Consider the following 14,059-nt stretch of genomic DNA (forward strand, 5'->3'; position numbering starts at 1 on the left):
GGCATCCGTGAACACTTCTGCACCCCGCGCCGTCGTCACCGGTGCCGGCACCATCAACCCGCTCGGCACCACGGTCAAGGAGACCTGGGAGGCCCTGCTTGAGGGGCGCTCCGGGATCACCGCCCTGCACCAGGACTGGGCGGAGCAGCTGCCGGTCAAAATTGCCGGGCAAATTACTGCCGACCTTTCGGAGTACCTCAGCACCCGCGAAATGAAGCGGATGGACCGTTGCGGCCAGCTCGCCCTGGTCGCAGCCCGTGAGGCGTGGACGCAGGCCGGGAGCCCCGAGGTTGACCCCGAGCGGTTCGCGGTGGTGATCGGTTCCGCATACGGCGGCCTGGGTTCCACCATCGAGCAGGACCGCACGCTGAACCAGTCCGGGCCGCGGAAGGTTTCCCCGCACACCCTTACCCGGCTGATGGCCAACGGTCCCGCCGCCTGGGTCTCAATCGACCTTGGCGCCCGCGGCGGCGCACGGACGCCGGTCAGCGCCTGCGCCTCCGGGGCTGAGGCGATTGTCCAGGCAGCCGAACTGATCCGCTCTGGTGCCGCCGACGTCGTCATTGCCGGCGGCGTCGATGCCTCCGTCAACGACCTGGTGATCAGCGGCTTCGCGCAGATCCGTGCACTGTCCACCCGTTCGGATGACCCGCAGCGGGCCGCGCGCCCGTTCGACGGCGGCCGGGACGGGTTTGTGCTCGCCGAGGGAGCCGCGGTGGTGGTGCTGGAGAGCGAAGAGCACGCCCGTGCCCGCGGCGCCGTCATCCTTGGTGCCGTCGCCGGGGGAGCGGTGACCTCCGATGCCAACGACATCGTGGCGGCAGATCCTGCGATGCAGCGCCGCGTCATGCAGAAGGCGCTGGACTCGGCCGGGATGGAACCGGCGGCGATTGGGTTTGTCCACGCCCACGCCACGTCCACCCCCGTGGGTGACCGGCTGGAAGGCCAGGCGATCAATGCCGTCTTCGGCGCCTCCGTACCGGTGACGTCCACGAAGGGGCACACCGGCCACCTGCTGGGCGGCGCCGGCGCGCTGGCCGCCGTCGTGGTCCTCGAAGCCCTCCGTACCGGCCGCCTTCCCGGGACGCTGAACGTGGAGGCACTGGACCCGGAAGTGGACCTTAACGTCGTCACCGAAAACACCCACCAGCTTCCGCCCGGGTATGCCCAGGCGGGCCTGGTGAATGCGTTCGGCTTCGGCGGCCACAGCGTGGCTCTGGTGCTCACCGGCGCGTAGCCAAACGCTGGAAACGCCGGAACGGTGCGGGGATCCCGACGCAGCAGCGCGTTAAGCGGGGGTCTAGCTGCCCGCCATGTCCTCAACCAGCGCATCGAGGATGGGCAGCTGGCCCTTGACGAGTTTGAGCCGGGCCTCCTGCTCAGGGAACCAGCGGGCGTCGTCGATCTCGGGGTAGTGCTGGATTTTGCCGGACCCCTTGGGCCATTCCAACGGAAAAGTGTTGCTGTTGATCGCCTCCGGGGCGAACTCAGCCTGTGCCGCGTAGGCGGTGATGAGCTTTCCCGAGGACTGCCGGAACTCGCCGAGCAGCCGGTATTCAGCCTCCGGGGCCGCAGTCCCCATCTCCTCTGCGAACTCCCGCAGTGCAGCAGCCAGCGGGTCCTCGCCGTCGGCGTACTCACCCTTGGGAATGGACCAGGCGTGCGTGTCCTTGCGTGCCCAAAACGGACCGCCCATGTGGGCTATCCATACCTGCAGCCCATCCGGGGCGCCGCCGGGGGTGGCCGGAGCCTGCCGGTACAGCAGGATGCCTGCGCTTCGAATGGGCATTGGGTCTCCGGATCGTCAGGAAGTGCAGTTGCAGTCCGCCGTTAACGTGGAGTTCACGGCGCTGCTCTAGGTTATTCCTTCAGGCACCCTGCCAGGCACTCCGCTCGAAAGGAGCACTCATGGCCAACATTGCTGAGGTTTTGGGACGGCTCACCCCGGAAGAAGTGGAAGAACTCCGCAGCCTTGGTCCCCAGGGCCACCTGCCGCGGCATCTGGTGGATGCCCTGGACCGCGCGGCCGGGGGAACGGGGTCGGGCCGCGGGTACTACGTTGCCAACGGCAATGTGAGCGCCACCGGCGGCCCGCTGCTGGTGCTGCGCAGCGACGTTTCCAGCTGGCTGGCCGGCGCCGCTTCCTGACTGCCCGGAGCTGTCAGCGTAACGGCAGGATGAATGTCGCAGTGGTGCCCACACCGGGCTCACTGTCCAGGCTGATGGATCCACCGTGGCCTTCAACGATGGTCTTGCTGACGGGCAACCCCAGGCCCGCGCCCGGGATGGCCGTTTCCCGCGACCGGGCCGAGCGGAAGAACTTGGTGAATGCCTGTTCCTGCTCTTCCTGCGTCATTCCCACGCCCGTATCGGTGACGGAACAGACCAGGCCCGCATCGGTCCTGACGGCCCCGGCAGTGATGAGGCCGCCGCTGGGGGAGTACTTGATGGCGTTCGAGAGCAGGTTCCTGACCACCTGGCCGATTCGCTCCGGATCCACCCTTGCCGGCAGCGGCTGCTCCACGTCAAGGACCAGCTGCAGCCCGTTGCCGGCGGCCTTGGGGAGTGCGGCATCCACTTCCAGGGCCAGCAGCCGGGCCAGGTCCGTTTCCTCCAGCGACAGGTCCATCCGCTCGGATGCCACAGCGATCAGGTCATTGACCAGGCTCAGCAAGTGTTCCGAGTTCCGGCGCACCACCAAAAGCTCCTCCCGGATGTCCTCATGCCCGGGTTCGTCCAGGACCAGTTCCAAGTAGCCCAGGATGGACGTGAGCGGTGTCCGCAGCTCGTGCGAGACAGTGGCAACGAAGTCGTCCTTGGCCGCCAGCGCACTGACCAGGGTGGTGACGTCCACAAAGGTGATGACGGCCCCACCTTCCTGGCCGCCGGCGGGAGGGAAGCCATGCGAGCTCACGGAGTAGGCACGCTGGCGGTCTGCGGGGCCGGCCCAATACAACTCGTCCGTGAAGGCATCGCCGGCTGCGGCCCGGGCTGCGGGAAGCAGGCCTGACGGTACCGGTGTACAGCGGTCCGCCAGCATCAGCGCGCCCGGCCCTTCGGCAGGGCCCATCACGCCGCCGAGGGCGGGGTCCGTGCGCATCGCCCTGTTGGCCAGCACGGTGTGGCCCCGGGTGTCCACCACCCAGACGCCCACCCCGACAGCCTTCAGCACTGCATCAAGCAGGGCCTGCCGGCGGACGCTTTCCGCCAGCGTGCGGGCCAGATCCTGTTCGTTTTCAACAAGCCTGACGCGATGGCGGCGGATGGTGTTGGCCACCACGTGGGCGGTCACCGCGATGACAGACATGACCAGGGGAAGGATGAGGGTGCGGATCATGGATCCGCCGGCCGGGGACGAGCCCTGCACGGCAGCGGGAACAACGATGCTGAGGACCGTCCCAGCAATGGCCAGGACCGGCATGTACGGCCGGACCTGCGCAGAGAGCCAGATGACGGGAAATACCAGCATTACGCTCAGCACGCTCAAGGTAGGTCCACCCGCCTGCCGGGTGAGCCCGATGGCGATGCAATCCATAAGCGGGATCACGGCAAACGTCGCCGCCGGGATCCGGGCCCAGGGCGTGGCCACGCACAAGGCGGCGATTGCCAGGTGGAACAGCAGGGCTGCCATAAAGAGCTTGCTGTTGAATGTCTCTGGGCTGAAGACGGCCGTGGCAACCACCACGAGGACCATGGCCAACGTGACCGGCGATTGACTGGCGGCCACCCGCATGCGGGGACTAAGGCCCGCCAACAGGCCATCGAGTCGGTCGGACACCACCGGCTGTACCTGCGCCCTGCGTTCATGGTTCACCGCACTGGCGGTCCCCTGCTTTTCCCCGATTACCACGCTGCCCCCAGCACAGAAATGTAAGCCTCCGTCTGCGAGAAGGTTCTGGACTTAGAGTACCCGCCGGGAACCAGTGCTCTGCCCGCTGCCCCCGCACCGGCCCCCGGAAGCAGGCTGCTAGCCAATCAGGAGGCTGAGCGCCTCCGTGAGGTGCTCTACTTCACGCACCGAGAATCCCGCCGGCACGGGACCGGGCCCGGTGTGGCTGGCCGGAACCACGGCGTGGGTGAATCCCAGCCGGTGGGCTTCCTGGATGCGCTGGTTGATGCCCGGTACGGGCCGGACCTCGCCTGCCAGCCCCACCTCGCCGAAGGCAATAAGCCGGATGGGCAAAGGCTTGCGGGCCTTGGCCGACGCCACGGCAAGGGCCACCGCCAGGTCCGTGGCCGGTTCACTGAGCTTCACCCCGCCCACGGTGGCAACGTAGGAATCATCCTTGTGCAGCATGGTCCCTGCGCGCTGCTGCAGTACGGCCAACAGCATGGACACGCGTGAACTGTCCAGGCCGCTGGTGGCGCGGCGGGGCTGCGAGTTGGGGCTTTCGGCGAGCAGCGACTGCACTTCCGCAAGCAACGGGCGGCGCCCCTCCATGGTGACGGTGATGCAGGTCCCGGAAACCGGGTCCTTGGTGCGGCTGACGAACAGCCCGCTGGGATCCGCCAGTCCCTCGATGCCGTTCTCATTGAGGTCGAAGCAGCCAACGTCGTCGGTGGGCCCGTACCGGTTCTTCACGGCGCGCAGCAACCGCAGCCGGGAGTGCCGCTCGCCCTCGAACTGGCACACCACATCCACCAGATGCTCCAGCAGGCGGGGCCCGGCAATGGAACCATCCTTGGTAACGTGCCCCACCAGCAGGGTGGTCATGTTCCGCCGCTTGGCGGCCGCGATGATGGAGGCGGCCACCTCGCGGACCTGCGACACGCCGCCCGCGCTGCCGTCAACATCGGCGCTGCTGAGCGTCTGCACCGAGTCCACGATCAGCAGCCGCGGCTCGATCTTCTCCACCTGGCCCAAGGCCTGGCCGAGGTCCGTCTCCGCGGACAGGTACAGGGATTCGGCGACGGCGTCGATCCGTTCGGCCCGCAGTTTGACCTGGGCGGCCGATTCCTCGCCAGTGACATAGAGGACGTCCTGGGCGGTGCGGGCGAACTTGGCAGCGACGTCCAGCAGCAGCGTGGATTTGCCGACGCCGGGTTCGCCGGCCAGCAGGATAACGGCGCCCGGAACCAGGCCGCCGCCCAGCACCCGGTCCAGTTCGTCCACGCCGGTGGGCAGGAAAGCCGCCGTGGTGGCATCGACGTCGGCAATCCGGCGCGCGGGCTCCGCGACTGTTGTGGCCGCCGTCGTCCGTGCCACGGCAGTACCCGTTTCCTCCACCGTGCCCCACGCCTGGCACTCGCCGCAGCGGCCCACCCACTTGGCCGTGGTCCAGCCGCACTCGGCGCATTTGTACGCGGGCGCCTTGGACGCCCGGGAAGTCTTTGTTGCCATGCGTCCAACCCTAGCGGCGGGCACCGACACGCCCCACCCGGAACTGCCGCTGTGGGCCCGCCCCCCCGCCGGTCCGCAGCTACAGTGCGGGCAGCACGTCCCTGGCCTCGGCCGCATCCATGCCGGTGGCTTCGAGCAGGTCCACCATCAGCGGCCGGAACAGCATGACCACGGTTTCGCCCTCCAGCCGCGTCACCTCCAGCAGCTTGGGATGCAGGCGAAGGGCGATCTCGCTCAGGTCCCGCCTGGCAGTGCGCAAGTGGGCGCGGCGGACGCCTTCGTGCGTCTCCGCAAGGCCCAGGGAAAGCTCGTCAATGGCGGCAGCTGTCTCCTGGAGCACCCCCGCGATGCTGTCCGTCGCCTCGTCAGAGAGCGCCGTGTGGTTGATGGCGCTGGTCAACCGCCGCGCAAACACGCGGCTGTTCCTCAGGGCGAGGTCGATGAAATCCAGCGACTGCTTCAGCCGGTCCAGTTCATCGCGGTGCCGCCGGTAGGCGGGCGCCAGCGTGGCCACCTCGCCGGATGCCCGGAGGGACTGGCGCATGGCATCCACCAGCGGCTGGCAGTTCCGGCCGCGGATCAGCGCATGCCAGGCCTGGGTGGAATCACTGTTGGCCAGCGCCCCGGCACATTCCCGCAGCACCTCCGCCAGTTCATGCAGCAGTTTCTGCACATCCCGGCGCGGCTCCTGGCGGGGGTCCTTGGGCACCAGGATGGTCACCAGCAGGGCGCACATGCCGCCCACCACGGCATCGATGCTCCGGGTGAACGGGCCCCCGGACGGTGCCGGCAGCAAGACCACCAGCAGCGATTGAAGCGCCAGCTGGGTGGTGAAGATATTCCCGCTGTCCAGGAAACGGGCCAGCAGGATCGAGAAGAGGAGCACGACGGCGGCCACCCAGATGTCGCCGCCCAGCCAGTGCAGGAGCAGGTCGCCGACAGCGATGCCGATGGTGCAGCCCAGGCCAACTTCCATCACGCGCCGCAGCCGCGGCTCCCGGGAAAACCCAAGGGCGATCAGCGACGAGGTGGCAGCGAACAGGGGGCCGGAGTGGCCCAGGACGTACTCGGCGAACGCATAGGCGCCCACCGCGCACACGGTCATCTGGATGGCGGGCACAAAGGAGTTGCGGCTTCGGATCAACCCGGTCCGGATCCGGCTGCGCAGGAACCGCCTGGTCGCTGAGAGTCCTGCTGGGATGGCCATGGGTCCAAGTCTATTCAGTGCCGATCCACTGCCCGGCGCAGGTGCACTACGACTGCGCATGTGATCTGCGCAATGGTGACCCGGCATTTGTCAGCCAATATCCCGCCGTCGTTAATCCTCCGTTCACTTTGGACAGCCCATCCCGTTACCTGCGGCCCTTAACTTTCTTGAAGGTACAAAACGTACGCATCGCGCAGCAGGGTTCTCCGTCCCTGTCCCGCACCTGAATAACCCTGGAAGGGGTACATCTAGTGAAGGCACTCCGCTTCGGCCGCCACGCGGCTATCGCTGTTATCGCAGCCGGCGCACTCGCGCTCTCCGCCTGCGGTTCAGACAACGCCACGGGCACCGCCCCTGCCGGCTCCCAGTCCGCCGGCGGCACCAAGGTGACCGGTACGCTGACCGGCATCGGTTCCTCCGCCCAGGGCGCCGCCATGGACGCCTGGAAGACGAACTTCGCCTCCGCCAACTCCGGCGCCAGCGTGCAGTACTCCCCGGACGGCTCCGGCGCAGGCCGCAAGGCCATCCTGGACGGCTCGGCACAGTTCGCCGGCTCGGACGCCTACCTGAAGGATGAGGAATACGCCTCGTCCAAGTCCGTCTGCGGCCCCGAGGGCGCCATCAACGTCCCCGTCTACATCTCCCCGATCGCCGTGGCCTTCAACGTTCCCGGCGTCACCGACCTGAAGCTGGACGCCACCACCGTGGCCAAGATCTTCCGTGGCCAGATCGCCAAGTGGAACGACCCCGCCATCGCCGCCCTGAACGCCGGCGTCTCGCTGCCCGACCTGAAGGTCACCCCGGTGAACCGCTCCGACGACTCGGGCACCACGCAGAACTTCACTGACTACCTGGCTGCCGCCGCTTCCGACGTCTGGACCGACAAGGCCGCCGGTGTGTGGCCCGCCAGCCTGCAGGGCGAAAACGCCAAGGGCACCTCCGGCGTGGTCAAGACCGTCACGGACACCCCCGGTGCCGTGACCTACGCCGACGACTCCGCCGTCAGCGGCAAGCTGGGCGTTGCCCAGATCAAGGTGGGCGACTCCTTCACCAAGATCTCCGCCGATGCTGCTGCCAAGGCAGTGGACGCCGGCAAGCCCGTTGAAGGCCGCGCCGCCAACGATCTCTCCATCAAGCTGGACCGCAAGACCACCATCGCGGGCGCCTACCCGATCGTCCTGGTGTCCTTCCACGTCCTGTGCACCACCTACGACAAGCAGGAGACCGTTGACCTGGTCAAGGCCTTCGAGCACTACGTAGTTTCCGCAGAGGGCCAGAAGGCGGCAGCAGAGTCGGCCAAGTCCGCCCCGCTGTCCTCGGACCTCGCAGCCAAGGCCGCCAAGGCCATCGACTCGATCAAGGTCAAGTCCTAGCCAACGCTGTAAAACCGGGTTCCCCGCCTGCCGGACGGCAGTGCGGGGAACTTGGCTTTGCGCCGCATCCTTAATCCAGCTACGAATCGAAGGGCCGTCGAATGACCGCCACCTCCCTGACCAGTACCCAGGGCGCCGGGCGCGCCGGGGACAAAGTCTTCTCCGGCGCCACGCTGGCAGCCGGGTGCCTGATCCTCGCCGTCCTTTTCGGCGTCGCGCTTTTCCTGGTAGTCCAGGCAATCCCCGCGCTGACCGCGCCCGCAGACAAGATCCAGGGCGGCCAGGGCTTCTTCGCCTACATCTGGCCCATCGTGATCGGCACGCTCATCGCCGCCGCCATTGCGCTGGTGATCGCCACACCCGTCGCCATCGGCGTGGCGCTGTTCATCTCCCACTTCGCACCCCGCCGCCTGGCCTCCGGCCTCGGCTACGTGGTGGACCTGCTCGCCGCCATCCCCTCCGTTGTCTACGGCGCCTGGGGTGCCGCTTTCCTTGCCAAGGAGATCGCGCCGGCATACGGCTGGCTCGCAACCAACATGGGCTGGCTCCCCATCTTCCAGGGCCCGGCCTCCACCACCGGCAAGACCATCCTCACCGCCGGCATCGTCCTGGCGGTCATGGTCCTGCCCATCATCACCTCGCTGTCCCGCGAGATCTTCCTGCAGACCCCCAAGCTGCATGAGGAAGCTGCGCTGGCACTCGGTGCCACCCGCTGGGAAATGATCAAGATGGCCGTGCTGCCCTTCGCCCGCCCCGGCATCATCAGCGCCATCATGCTGGGCCTGGGCCGCGCCCTGGGTGAGACCATGGCCGTTGCCCTGGTGCTCTCCTCCGGTGCCCTGACCGCCAGCCTGATCCAGTCCGGCAACCAGACCATCGCCGCCGAGATCGCCCTGAACTTCCCCGAAGCCAGCGGCCTCAAGGTCAGCACGCTGATCGCCGCCGGCCTGGTGCTGTTCGTCATCACCCTGGCCGTGAACATGATCGCGCGCTGGGTTATCACCCGGCACAAAGAATTCTCGGGAGCCAACTAAATGACCTCCACGCTTACCCCCGTCCGCAGCAAGCGGTCGGCGCTCACCAAGGGCCAGCTGCCCAAGTACGCACCCTACGCGGTGCTCGGTGGAGCCCTGATCGTCGGCGCTGCCATCCTTGCCCTGATCGGCTTCAACCCGTTCGGCTGGGGCCTGGTCTCCGCGATCCTGTTCGCCGTGGGCCTGGTGTCCTGGAGCGCCGCGGTGGAAGGCTCCCGCAAGGCCAAGGACAAGCTGGCCACTTGCCTGGTGGTCGGCTCGTTCCTGGTGGCGCTGCTGCCCCTGGTTTCGGTGATCTGGACCGTGCTGATCAACGGCATCCCCGGCCTCATCGACCCCGGGTTCCTCACCACCTCCATGAACGGCGTTACGGGCGCGTTCGACAACAAGGCCGTGGAAAGCGGCGGCCCGGTGATGGGCGGCATCTACCACGCCCTCCTGGGCACCGTGCAGATCACGCTGCTGGCCACCGTAATCTCCGTCCCCGTGGGGCTGCTCACGGCCATCTACCTGGTGGAGTATGGCAACGACGGCCGCCTGGCCAAGGCCATCACGTTCTTTGTGGACGTCATGACCGGCATCCCCTCCATCGTGGCCGGCCTGTTCGCTGCCGCGTTCTTCTTCGTGGTGGTGGGCCCGGGCACCAAGACCGGTGCGGTGGCCGCCGTCGCGCTTTCCGTGTTGATGATCCCCGTGGTGGTCCGCTCCAGCGAGGAAATGCTCAAGATCGTCCCCAACGAGCTCCGCGAGGCCGCCTACGCCCTGGGCGTCCGCAAGTGGCGGACCATCCTCAAGGTGGTTATCCCGACGGCGATCTCCGGCATCGCGTCCGGCGTCACCCTGGCGATCGCCAGGGTCATCGGCGAGACGGCACCCATTTTGGTCACCGCCGGCTTTGCCACCAGCATCAACTCCAACGTGTTCGGCGGCTGGATGGCCTCGCTGCCCACGTTCATCTACACCCAGATCCTCAATCCCACCTCGCCGTCCAACCCGGACCCGTCCTCCCAGCGGGCCTGGGGTGCGGCCCTGGTCCTGATCATCCTGGTGATGGTCCTGAACCTGGTGGCACGCCTGATCGCCAGGATCTTCGCCCCCAAAACCGGTCGGTAACCAGGCCCTCCTTCCGCCATACCGCGGCGGATCCTAGACTTCAATCCATACCCAGTAAGTGAAGGAACACCATGTCTAAGCGCATCGACGTCAAGGACCTGAACGTGTACTACGGCGACTTCCTCGCCGTTGAGGACGTCAGCATCAACATCGAGGCCAAGTCCGTCACCGCGTTCATCGGCCCCTCCGGCTGCGGAAAGTCCACCTTCCTCCGCACCCTGAACCGCATGCACGAGGTCATCCCCGGCGCGCGCGTCGAGGGCGAGGTCCTGCTGGACGGCGACAACCTTTACGGCCCCGGCGTGGACCCCGTAACCGTGCGCTCGCAGATCGGCATGGTCTTCCAGCGGCCCAACCCGTTCCCCACGATGTCCATCAGGGACAACGTTCTGGCGGGCGTGAAGCTGAACAACAAGAAGATCTCCAAGGGCGAGGCAGATGTCCTGGTGGAACGCTCCCTCAAGGGCGCCAACCTCTGGAACGAGGTCAAGGACCGGCTGGAGAAGCCCGGTTCCGGCCTTTCGGGCGGCCAGCAGCAGCGCCTCTGCATCGCCCGCGCCATTGCCGTGGAGCCGCAGGTGATCCTCATGGATGAGCCCTGTTCCGCCCTGGACCCGATTTCCACCCTGGCTATTGAGGACCTCATCAACGAGCTCAAGGACCAGTACACCGTGGTGATCGTTACCCACAACATGCAGCAGGCCGCGCGCGTGTCCGATAAGACCGCCTTCTTCAACATTGCGGGCACCGGCAAGCCGGGCAAGCTGATCGAATACGGCGACACCCACACCATCTTCAGCAACCCCGTACAGAAGGCCACGGAAGACTACGTCTCCGGACGCTTCGGGTAAGCCGCTGTTCCCGTTGGCGATCTACTGACGCGTTTAGTACGCTAATCGAGATACTTTCGGAACTAGTAGTAAGCCCGCTTAAGGAGTTTTGCCATGACGCAGACGGCCAGTGAACCCCTGGGCCCCCAGCTTACTGTTTCCGTACCCGGGGTGGACGCAGTCCAGGACGCAGTTGAACCGGCGCAGGCTTTCGCGGCTGCGGCGGGACTGGCGGGACCCCTGGCTGCCGGTCCGCTGGCGCCGGAGCTCGAACCGCACCTCGCCCTGGCCGCGGCCGGCGTTGAGGAAGCCATCGAGGAAGAGGACGTCCTGGCCGAGGTGTGGCGCACCAGCTCACGCCTCGAAAGCATGCAGTGGGAACTGGACACGGCCCAGGAGTCCCTGCGGCAGGCTGTCCGCAAGGCCTCCGCTGCCGGAGTGGCGGACGGCGAACTGTGCGCCGCCGCCAACCTCACCCCGGAGGAGCTCTCCACCGTCCTGATGGCCGCCGCCGTCGTCAGCCCTGTGGCCCTGGAGCTCTAGCAAAACCGCAAAGCACCCCGTGCCCAACAATGGCCCGGTTCGATGCGCAGGGACGGCTCCCGCACATCGAGCCGGGCCATCATTGCGCCTGCCCGTCACAGTGCAGCGCGCGGTAAGGGTGCGCGGTGCCTATTCCGGGACCTCCAGCTGGAACCCGCAGTGGCAGCGCAGGACCCGGGTGGGCAGGGATACGGCGTTGAGCCCGCTGCCTGATCTGTTGCTGCGGTAGCAGAGCCGCTCAACTTCGAACTCCGCCTCCTCCATGGGGAAGCCGCAGTGGATGTAGTCGTCCCCGAAGAGGACCACCTGGGCCATCCAGCGGACCTGGTTCAGTGCGGCCGCGACGTCGGTGGCGTAGGCCGTGTGTTCCTGGAACAGGTCGCAGTCGTTGCAGGTGTAGGACACTGTGACCAGGTCCCCGCCGGCAGCGCCGATGGCAGTGATGGCGTGGATGGTCAGCTGGTGCTCGGTTCCGCAGGCCTCGCACTGGGGTTGCCGGGGCTGTGGAAGGTGGCGCCGGGAATAGGAGTGGGACATGGCGCCTGCTCTTTTCCGCGTTGTGCATCCAAGCCGCCGGGTGGCTGCAGCGGCACCTGGTCCGCAGCCCTGCACACGGCGCGGACGCCGGTCCCCGGCACCGTTGACCGGGGGCGCACTTTCGAATCTACGTCACGGCGGATTCCCTGTACAGGGCAGCGCCGCCCCCGGGTGGGCCTGCCTAGACGGAAATGGGGGAGAGGGCCAGCGCAAGCACGAAGCCCAGGGCGCACGTCGCCAGCGGGGTCAGCCCCCAGAGCCACAGGATCCGGATGACCAGTTTCCGGTTGGTGACCGAAAAGTGCTGGTTTTCCCCGGCGCCGAGGGCTCCTGCGGTGACGGTGTGGGTGGTGGAAAGCGGCCAGTGCAGCCCGATGGCCCCCACGAAGAGCATCAGCGCGCTGAAGGTCTGGGCCACGGAACCACGCAGGGGATCGATCCTGGTGATCTTGTATCCGATGGTGTGGGAGATCCGCCATCCCCCGAAGAGCGTCCCGGCGGTCATCATCACCGCGGACAGCGCCGCAACCCAGGTGGGGATCCCGCCGTCGGAATAGCCTGCTGCCAGCAGGGCCAGCAGCAGTACCGCGCTGACGCGCTGCCCGTCCTGCAGGCCGTGGCCAAAGGCCACGGCGCCGGCGGCAACGGCCTGGCCCCGGCGGAAGCGCTGGTTCACCACGTTGGGCTGGGTGTAGCGGGCCACCCATGTGGCCGGATACACCAGGAGGAAGGAGCCGCTGTAGGCCACGAGCGGGGACAGCACCAGCGGCAGGACCACCTGGAACAGGAGCGACTGGTCCACGCCTGCCACTCCCGGGCCTCCGATCGCCAGGCTGGCGAGGCCTGCGCCGGCGAGGCCACCCACCAGGGCGTGGGTGGAGGAGGCGGGGATGCCGCGCCACCACATCAGCACGCCCCAGGCGCAGGCGCTGGCCAGGCCCGCCACCAGGATGGCCAGGCCGTCGGTGCCGCCCGGGAGGTTGATCCAGGTCCGGCTGACGGCGACGGCGAGCAGGGCGCTCAGGAGGGCGCCGACAAAGTTGAAGAACGCGGCCAGGAGGATGCCGACGCTGGGGGTGAGGGCCCGGTTGCGCACGGCCAGGGCCACCGAGGTGGATGCGTCGCGGAAACCGTTCAGGAAGGCAAACGCCGCGGCCAGCAGGACCACCGCGCCGAAGATGACTGCGGTCACGTCAGGATTCCTTGACGATGATGCTGCCTACCTGGGTGGCCACCCGCCGCATGTCCTTGGTGACCTCCACCAGCTGGTTGGCGATGTCCCGGTTGCGGGAGTACTGGGCCCACTTCATGTCCGCGATCATGTCCGCCACCCAGACGCGGTGGGTCCGTTCTGCCCGTTTGGCGAGGCGCAGGATCTCGATCCAGTAGTCCTCGAGGTCATCCAGGTCATTGAGCCTGCGCATGGCGTCAACGGTCAGTTCGGCCTGCCTGCTGATGATCTCCAGCTGGTCTGCGGCGCGCTTCGGGAGGCGGTCCAGCCGGTAGAGGGCCACCAGCTCTGCCGCGGCGTCCATCTTTTCCATGGCTTCGTTGAGGTACCGGGAGAGGGCGTACATGTCCTCGCGGGGCAGGGGATTCACAAAGCTGGTGCGCATGTGCGTCAGCAGCGCGAAATGCAGTTCGGCGGACTTGGCCTCGATGTTGTGCATGTCCTCAACGAGCTTGCCGTGCTCGTCCGCGGGTACGCCAAGGATCTCGGCCAGGGTGGCGGTGGCCAGCACGATCTGTTGTGCCATCTGTGAGAGCAGGTTCAGCCCTGCGGGCTCCTGTGGAAAAAGGCGCAGCTTCACGTGTTTACCGGTCTCCAGGACGTATCAAGGCGGGGGTTGCTGCCGCGTGACTTGACGGCGGCGCGCAACTGACGCTTACTCTACCGGCCCGTAACTGCACCCTCTGAATCGGCCACCTGGAAGAGGGCAGAAAAATGGTGCCGAACCGGATACGCCTCTCGGCGGTAGGCCGCTCTAGGCGGCTAATTGTTGAAGCCCGGGGGTTTCGCGGCTCGGCACCGGTTTCAGTCTTCTACTTCACCCGGCCCAAGTCAATCTTGACAGCGGGGG

At 67.1% G+C, this 14,059-nt stretch carries 14 protein-coding genes; 7 read left to right on the top strand and 7 right to left on the bottom strand.

What is annotated here, in order from left to right; translation table 11 throughout:
* The first annotated feature begins 7 nt into the window (after nucleotides 1-7).
* Nucleotides 8-1,237 carry a beta-ketoacyl-[acyl-carrier-protein] synthase family protein gene (locus tag MRBLMD1_RS07920; RefSeq protein WP_364398663.1) on the top strand — a complete coding sequence of 410 codons (1,230 nt, stop codon included), beginning with the start codon at nucleotides 8-10 and terminating at the stop codon, nucleotides 1,235-1,237.
* Between the two features lie 63 nt (nucleotides 1,238-1,300).
* On the opposite strand, the gene MRBLMD1_RS07925 is transcribed toward MRBLMD1_RS07920, so the two are convergent.
* Complete coding sequence (locus MRBLMD1_RS07925) at nucleotides 1,301-1,789, bottom strand: NUDIX domain-containing protein (RefSeq protein WP_224024274.1); 489 nt, start codon at nucleotides 1,787-1,789, stop codon at nucleotides 1,301-1,303.
* A gap of 119 nt (nucleotides 1,790-1,908) precedes the next feature.
* On the opposite strand from MRBLMD1_RS07925, the gene MRBLMD1_RS07930 reads away from it, so the two are divergent.
* Nucleotides 1,909-2,148, top strand: a complete 240-nt coding sequence (locus MRBLMD1_RS07930) for a hypothetical protein (RefSeq protein ID WP_224024276.1) — start codon at nucleotides 1,909-1,911, stop codon at nucleotides 2,146-2,148.
* A 13-nt stretch (nucleotides 2,149-2,161) separates the two neighbouring features.
* On the opposite strand, the gene MRBLMD1_RS07935 is transcribed toward MRBLMD1_RS07930, so the two are convergent.
* The 3 genes from MRBLMD1_RS07935 to MRBLMD1_RS07945 all read right to left on the bottom strand — a co-directional run bounded on the left by MRBLMD1_RS07935 (nucleotide 2,162) and on the right by MRBLMD1_RS07945 (nucleotide 6,548).
* Nucleotides 2,162-3,850, bottom strand: coding sequence for a HAMP domain-containing sensor histidine kinase (locus tag MRBLMD1_RS07935; RefSeq protein WP_364398666.1), 1,689 nt, complete (start codon nucleotides 3,848-3,850; stop codon nucleotides 2,162-2,164).
* Nucleotides 3,851-3,967: 117 nt separating this feature from the next.
* Nucleotides 3,968-5,341 (bottom strand): DNA repair protein RadA, encoded by a 1,374-nt coding sequence (gene radA, locus MRBLMD1_RS07940; RefSeq protein ID WP_159634258.1) that lies wholly within the window; start codon nucleotides 5,339-5,341, stop codon nucleotides 3,968-3,970.
* A gap of 79 nt (nucleotides 5,342-5,420) precedes the next feature.
* On the bottom strand, nucleotides 5,421-6,548 hold the full coding sequence (locus tag MRBLMD1_RS07945) for an FUSC family protein (protein WP_224024280.1): 1,128 nt from the start codon (nucleotides 6,546-6,548) through the stop codon (nucleotides 5,421-5,423).
* Between the two features lie 251 nt (nucleotides 6,549-6,799).
* Between MRBLMD1_RS07945 and pstS the strand changes: the two genes are divergently transcribed.
* The 5 genes from pstS (at nucleotide 6,800) to MRBLMD1_RS07970 (ending at nucleotide 11,441) form a co-directional block, all read left to right on the top strand.
* The gene (gene pstS / locus MRBLMD1_RS07950; protein ID WP_159634252.1) at nucleotides 6,800-7,921 is read left to right on the top strand and encodes a phosphate ABC transporter substrate-binding protein PstS; all 1,122 of its coding nucleotides are present in this window, start codon (nucleotides 6,800-6,802) and stop codon (nucleotides 7,919-7,921) included.
* A gap of 101 nt (nucleotides 7,922-8,022) precedes the next feature.
* Nucleotides 8,023-8,955, top strand: a complete 933-nt coding sequence (gene pstC, locus MRBLMD1_RS07955; RefSeq protein WP_224024282.1) for a phosphate ABC transporter permease subunit PstC — start codon at nucleotides 8,023-8,025, stop codon at nucleotides 8,953-8,955.
* Nucleotides 8,956-10,068 carry a phosphate ABC transporter permease PstA gene (pstA, locus tag MRBLMD1_RS07960; RefSeq protein ID WP_159634246.1) on the top strand — a complete coding sequence of 371 codons (1,113 nt, stop codon included), beginning with the start codon at nucleotides 8,956-8,958 and terminating at the stop codon, nucleotides 10,066-10,068.
* A gap of 71 nt (nucleotides 10,069-10,139) precedes the next feature.
* A complete protein-coding gene (gene pstB / locus MRBLMD1_RS07965) occupies nucleotides 10,140-10,919 on the top strand; it encodes a phosphate ABC transporter ATP-binding protein PstB (protein ID WP_018763202.1) in 780 nt (259 codons plus the stop codon).
* Between the two features lie 93 nt (nucleotides 10,920-11,012).
* Nucleotides 11,013-11,441: a hypothetical protein gene (locus MRBLMD1_RS07970; RefSeq protein ID WP_364398670.1), complete on the top strand. Its 429-nt coding sequence runs from the start codon at nucleotides 11,013-11,015 to the stop codon at nucleotides 11,439-11,441.
* 129 nt (nucleotides 11,442-11,570) lie between these two features.
* On the opposite strand, the gene MRBLMD1_RS07975 is transcribed toward MRBLMD1_RS07970, so the two are convergent.
* The 3 genes from MRBLMD1_RS07975 to MRBLMD1_RS07985 all read right to left on the bottom strand — a co-directional run bounded on the left by MRBLMD1_RS07975 (nucleotide 11,571) and on the right by MRBLMD1_RS07985 (nucleotide 13,789).
* On the bottom strand, nucleotides 11,571-11,978 hold the full coding sequence (locus MRBLMD1_RS07975; protein ID WP_224024287.1) for a hypothetical protein: 408 nt from the start codon (nucleotides 11,976-11,978) through the stop codon (nucleotides 11,571-11,573).
* 181 nt (nucleotides 11,979-12,159) lie between these two features.
* Nucleotides 12,160-13,170 (bottom strand): inorganic phosphate transporter, encoded by a 1,011-nt coding sequence (locus MRBLMD1_RS07980; protein WP_364398673.1) that lies wholly within the window; start codon nucleotides 13,168-13,170, stop codon nucleotides 12,160-12,162.
* A gap of 1 nt (nucleotide 13,171) precedes the next feature.
* Nucleotides 13,172-13,789 (bottom strand): DUF47 domain-containing protein, encoded by a 618-nt coding sequence (locus MRBLMD1_RS07985; protein WP_159634237.1) that lies wholly within the window; start codon nucleotides 13,787-13,789, stop codon nucleotides 13,172-13,174.
* Between the last annotated feature and the right edge of the window lie 270 nt (nucleotides 13,790-14,059).

The sequence above is a fragment of the Pseudarthrobacter sp. LMD1-1-1.1 genome, assembly GCF_040676255.1.
GTDB lineage: Bacteria > Actinomycetota > Actinomycetes > Actinomycetales > Micrococcaceae > Arthrobacter.

Excerpts from the sequence above, each read along its gene's own strand:
- radA (WP_159634258.1), bottom strand. The coding sequence starts at position 5,341 with ATGGCAACAAAGACTTCCCGGGCGTCCAAGGCGCCCGCGTACAAATGC.
- MRBLMD1_RS07970 (WP_364398670.1), top strand. The coding sequence starts at position 11,013 with ATGACGCAGACGGCCAGTGAACCCCTGGGCCCCCAGCTTACTGTTTCC.
- pstA (WP_159634246.1), top strand. The coding sequence starts at position 8,956 with ATGACCTCCACGCTTACCCCCGTCCGCAGCAAGCGGTCGGCGCTCACC.
- pstB (WP_018763202.1), top strand. The coding sequence starts at position 10,140 with ATGTCTAAGCGCATCGACGTCAAGGACCTGAACGTGTACTACGGCGAC.
- MRBLMD1_RS07975 (WP_224024287.1), bottom strand. The coding sequence starts at position 11,978 with ATGTCCCACTCCTATTCCCGGCGCCACCTTCCACAGCCCCGGCAACCC.
- MRBLMD1_RS07945 (WP_224024280.1), bottom strand. The coding sequence starts at position 6,548 with ATGGCCATCCCAGCAGGACTCTCAGCGACCAGGCGGTTCCTGCGCAGC.
- pstC (WP_224024282.1), top strand. The coding sequence starts at position 8,023 with ATGACCGCCACCTCCCTGACCAGTACCCAGGGCGCCGGGCGCGCCGGG.
- MRBLMD1_RS07925 (WP_224024274.1), bottom strand. The coding sequence starts at position 1,789 with ATGCCCATTCGAAGCGCAGGCATCCTGCTGTACCGGCAGGCTCCGGCC.
- MRBLMD1_RS07930 (WP_224024276.1), top strand. The coding sequence starts at position 1,909 with ATGGCCAACATTGCTGAGGTTTTGGGACGGCTCACCCCGGAAGAAGTG.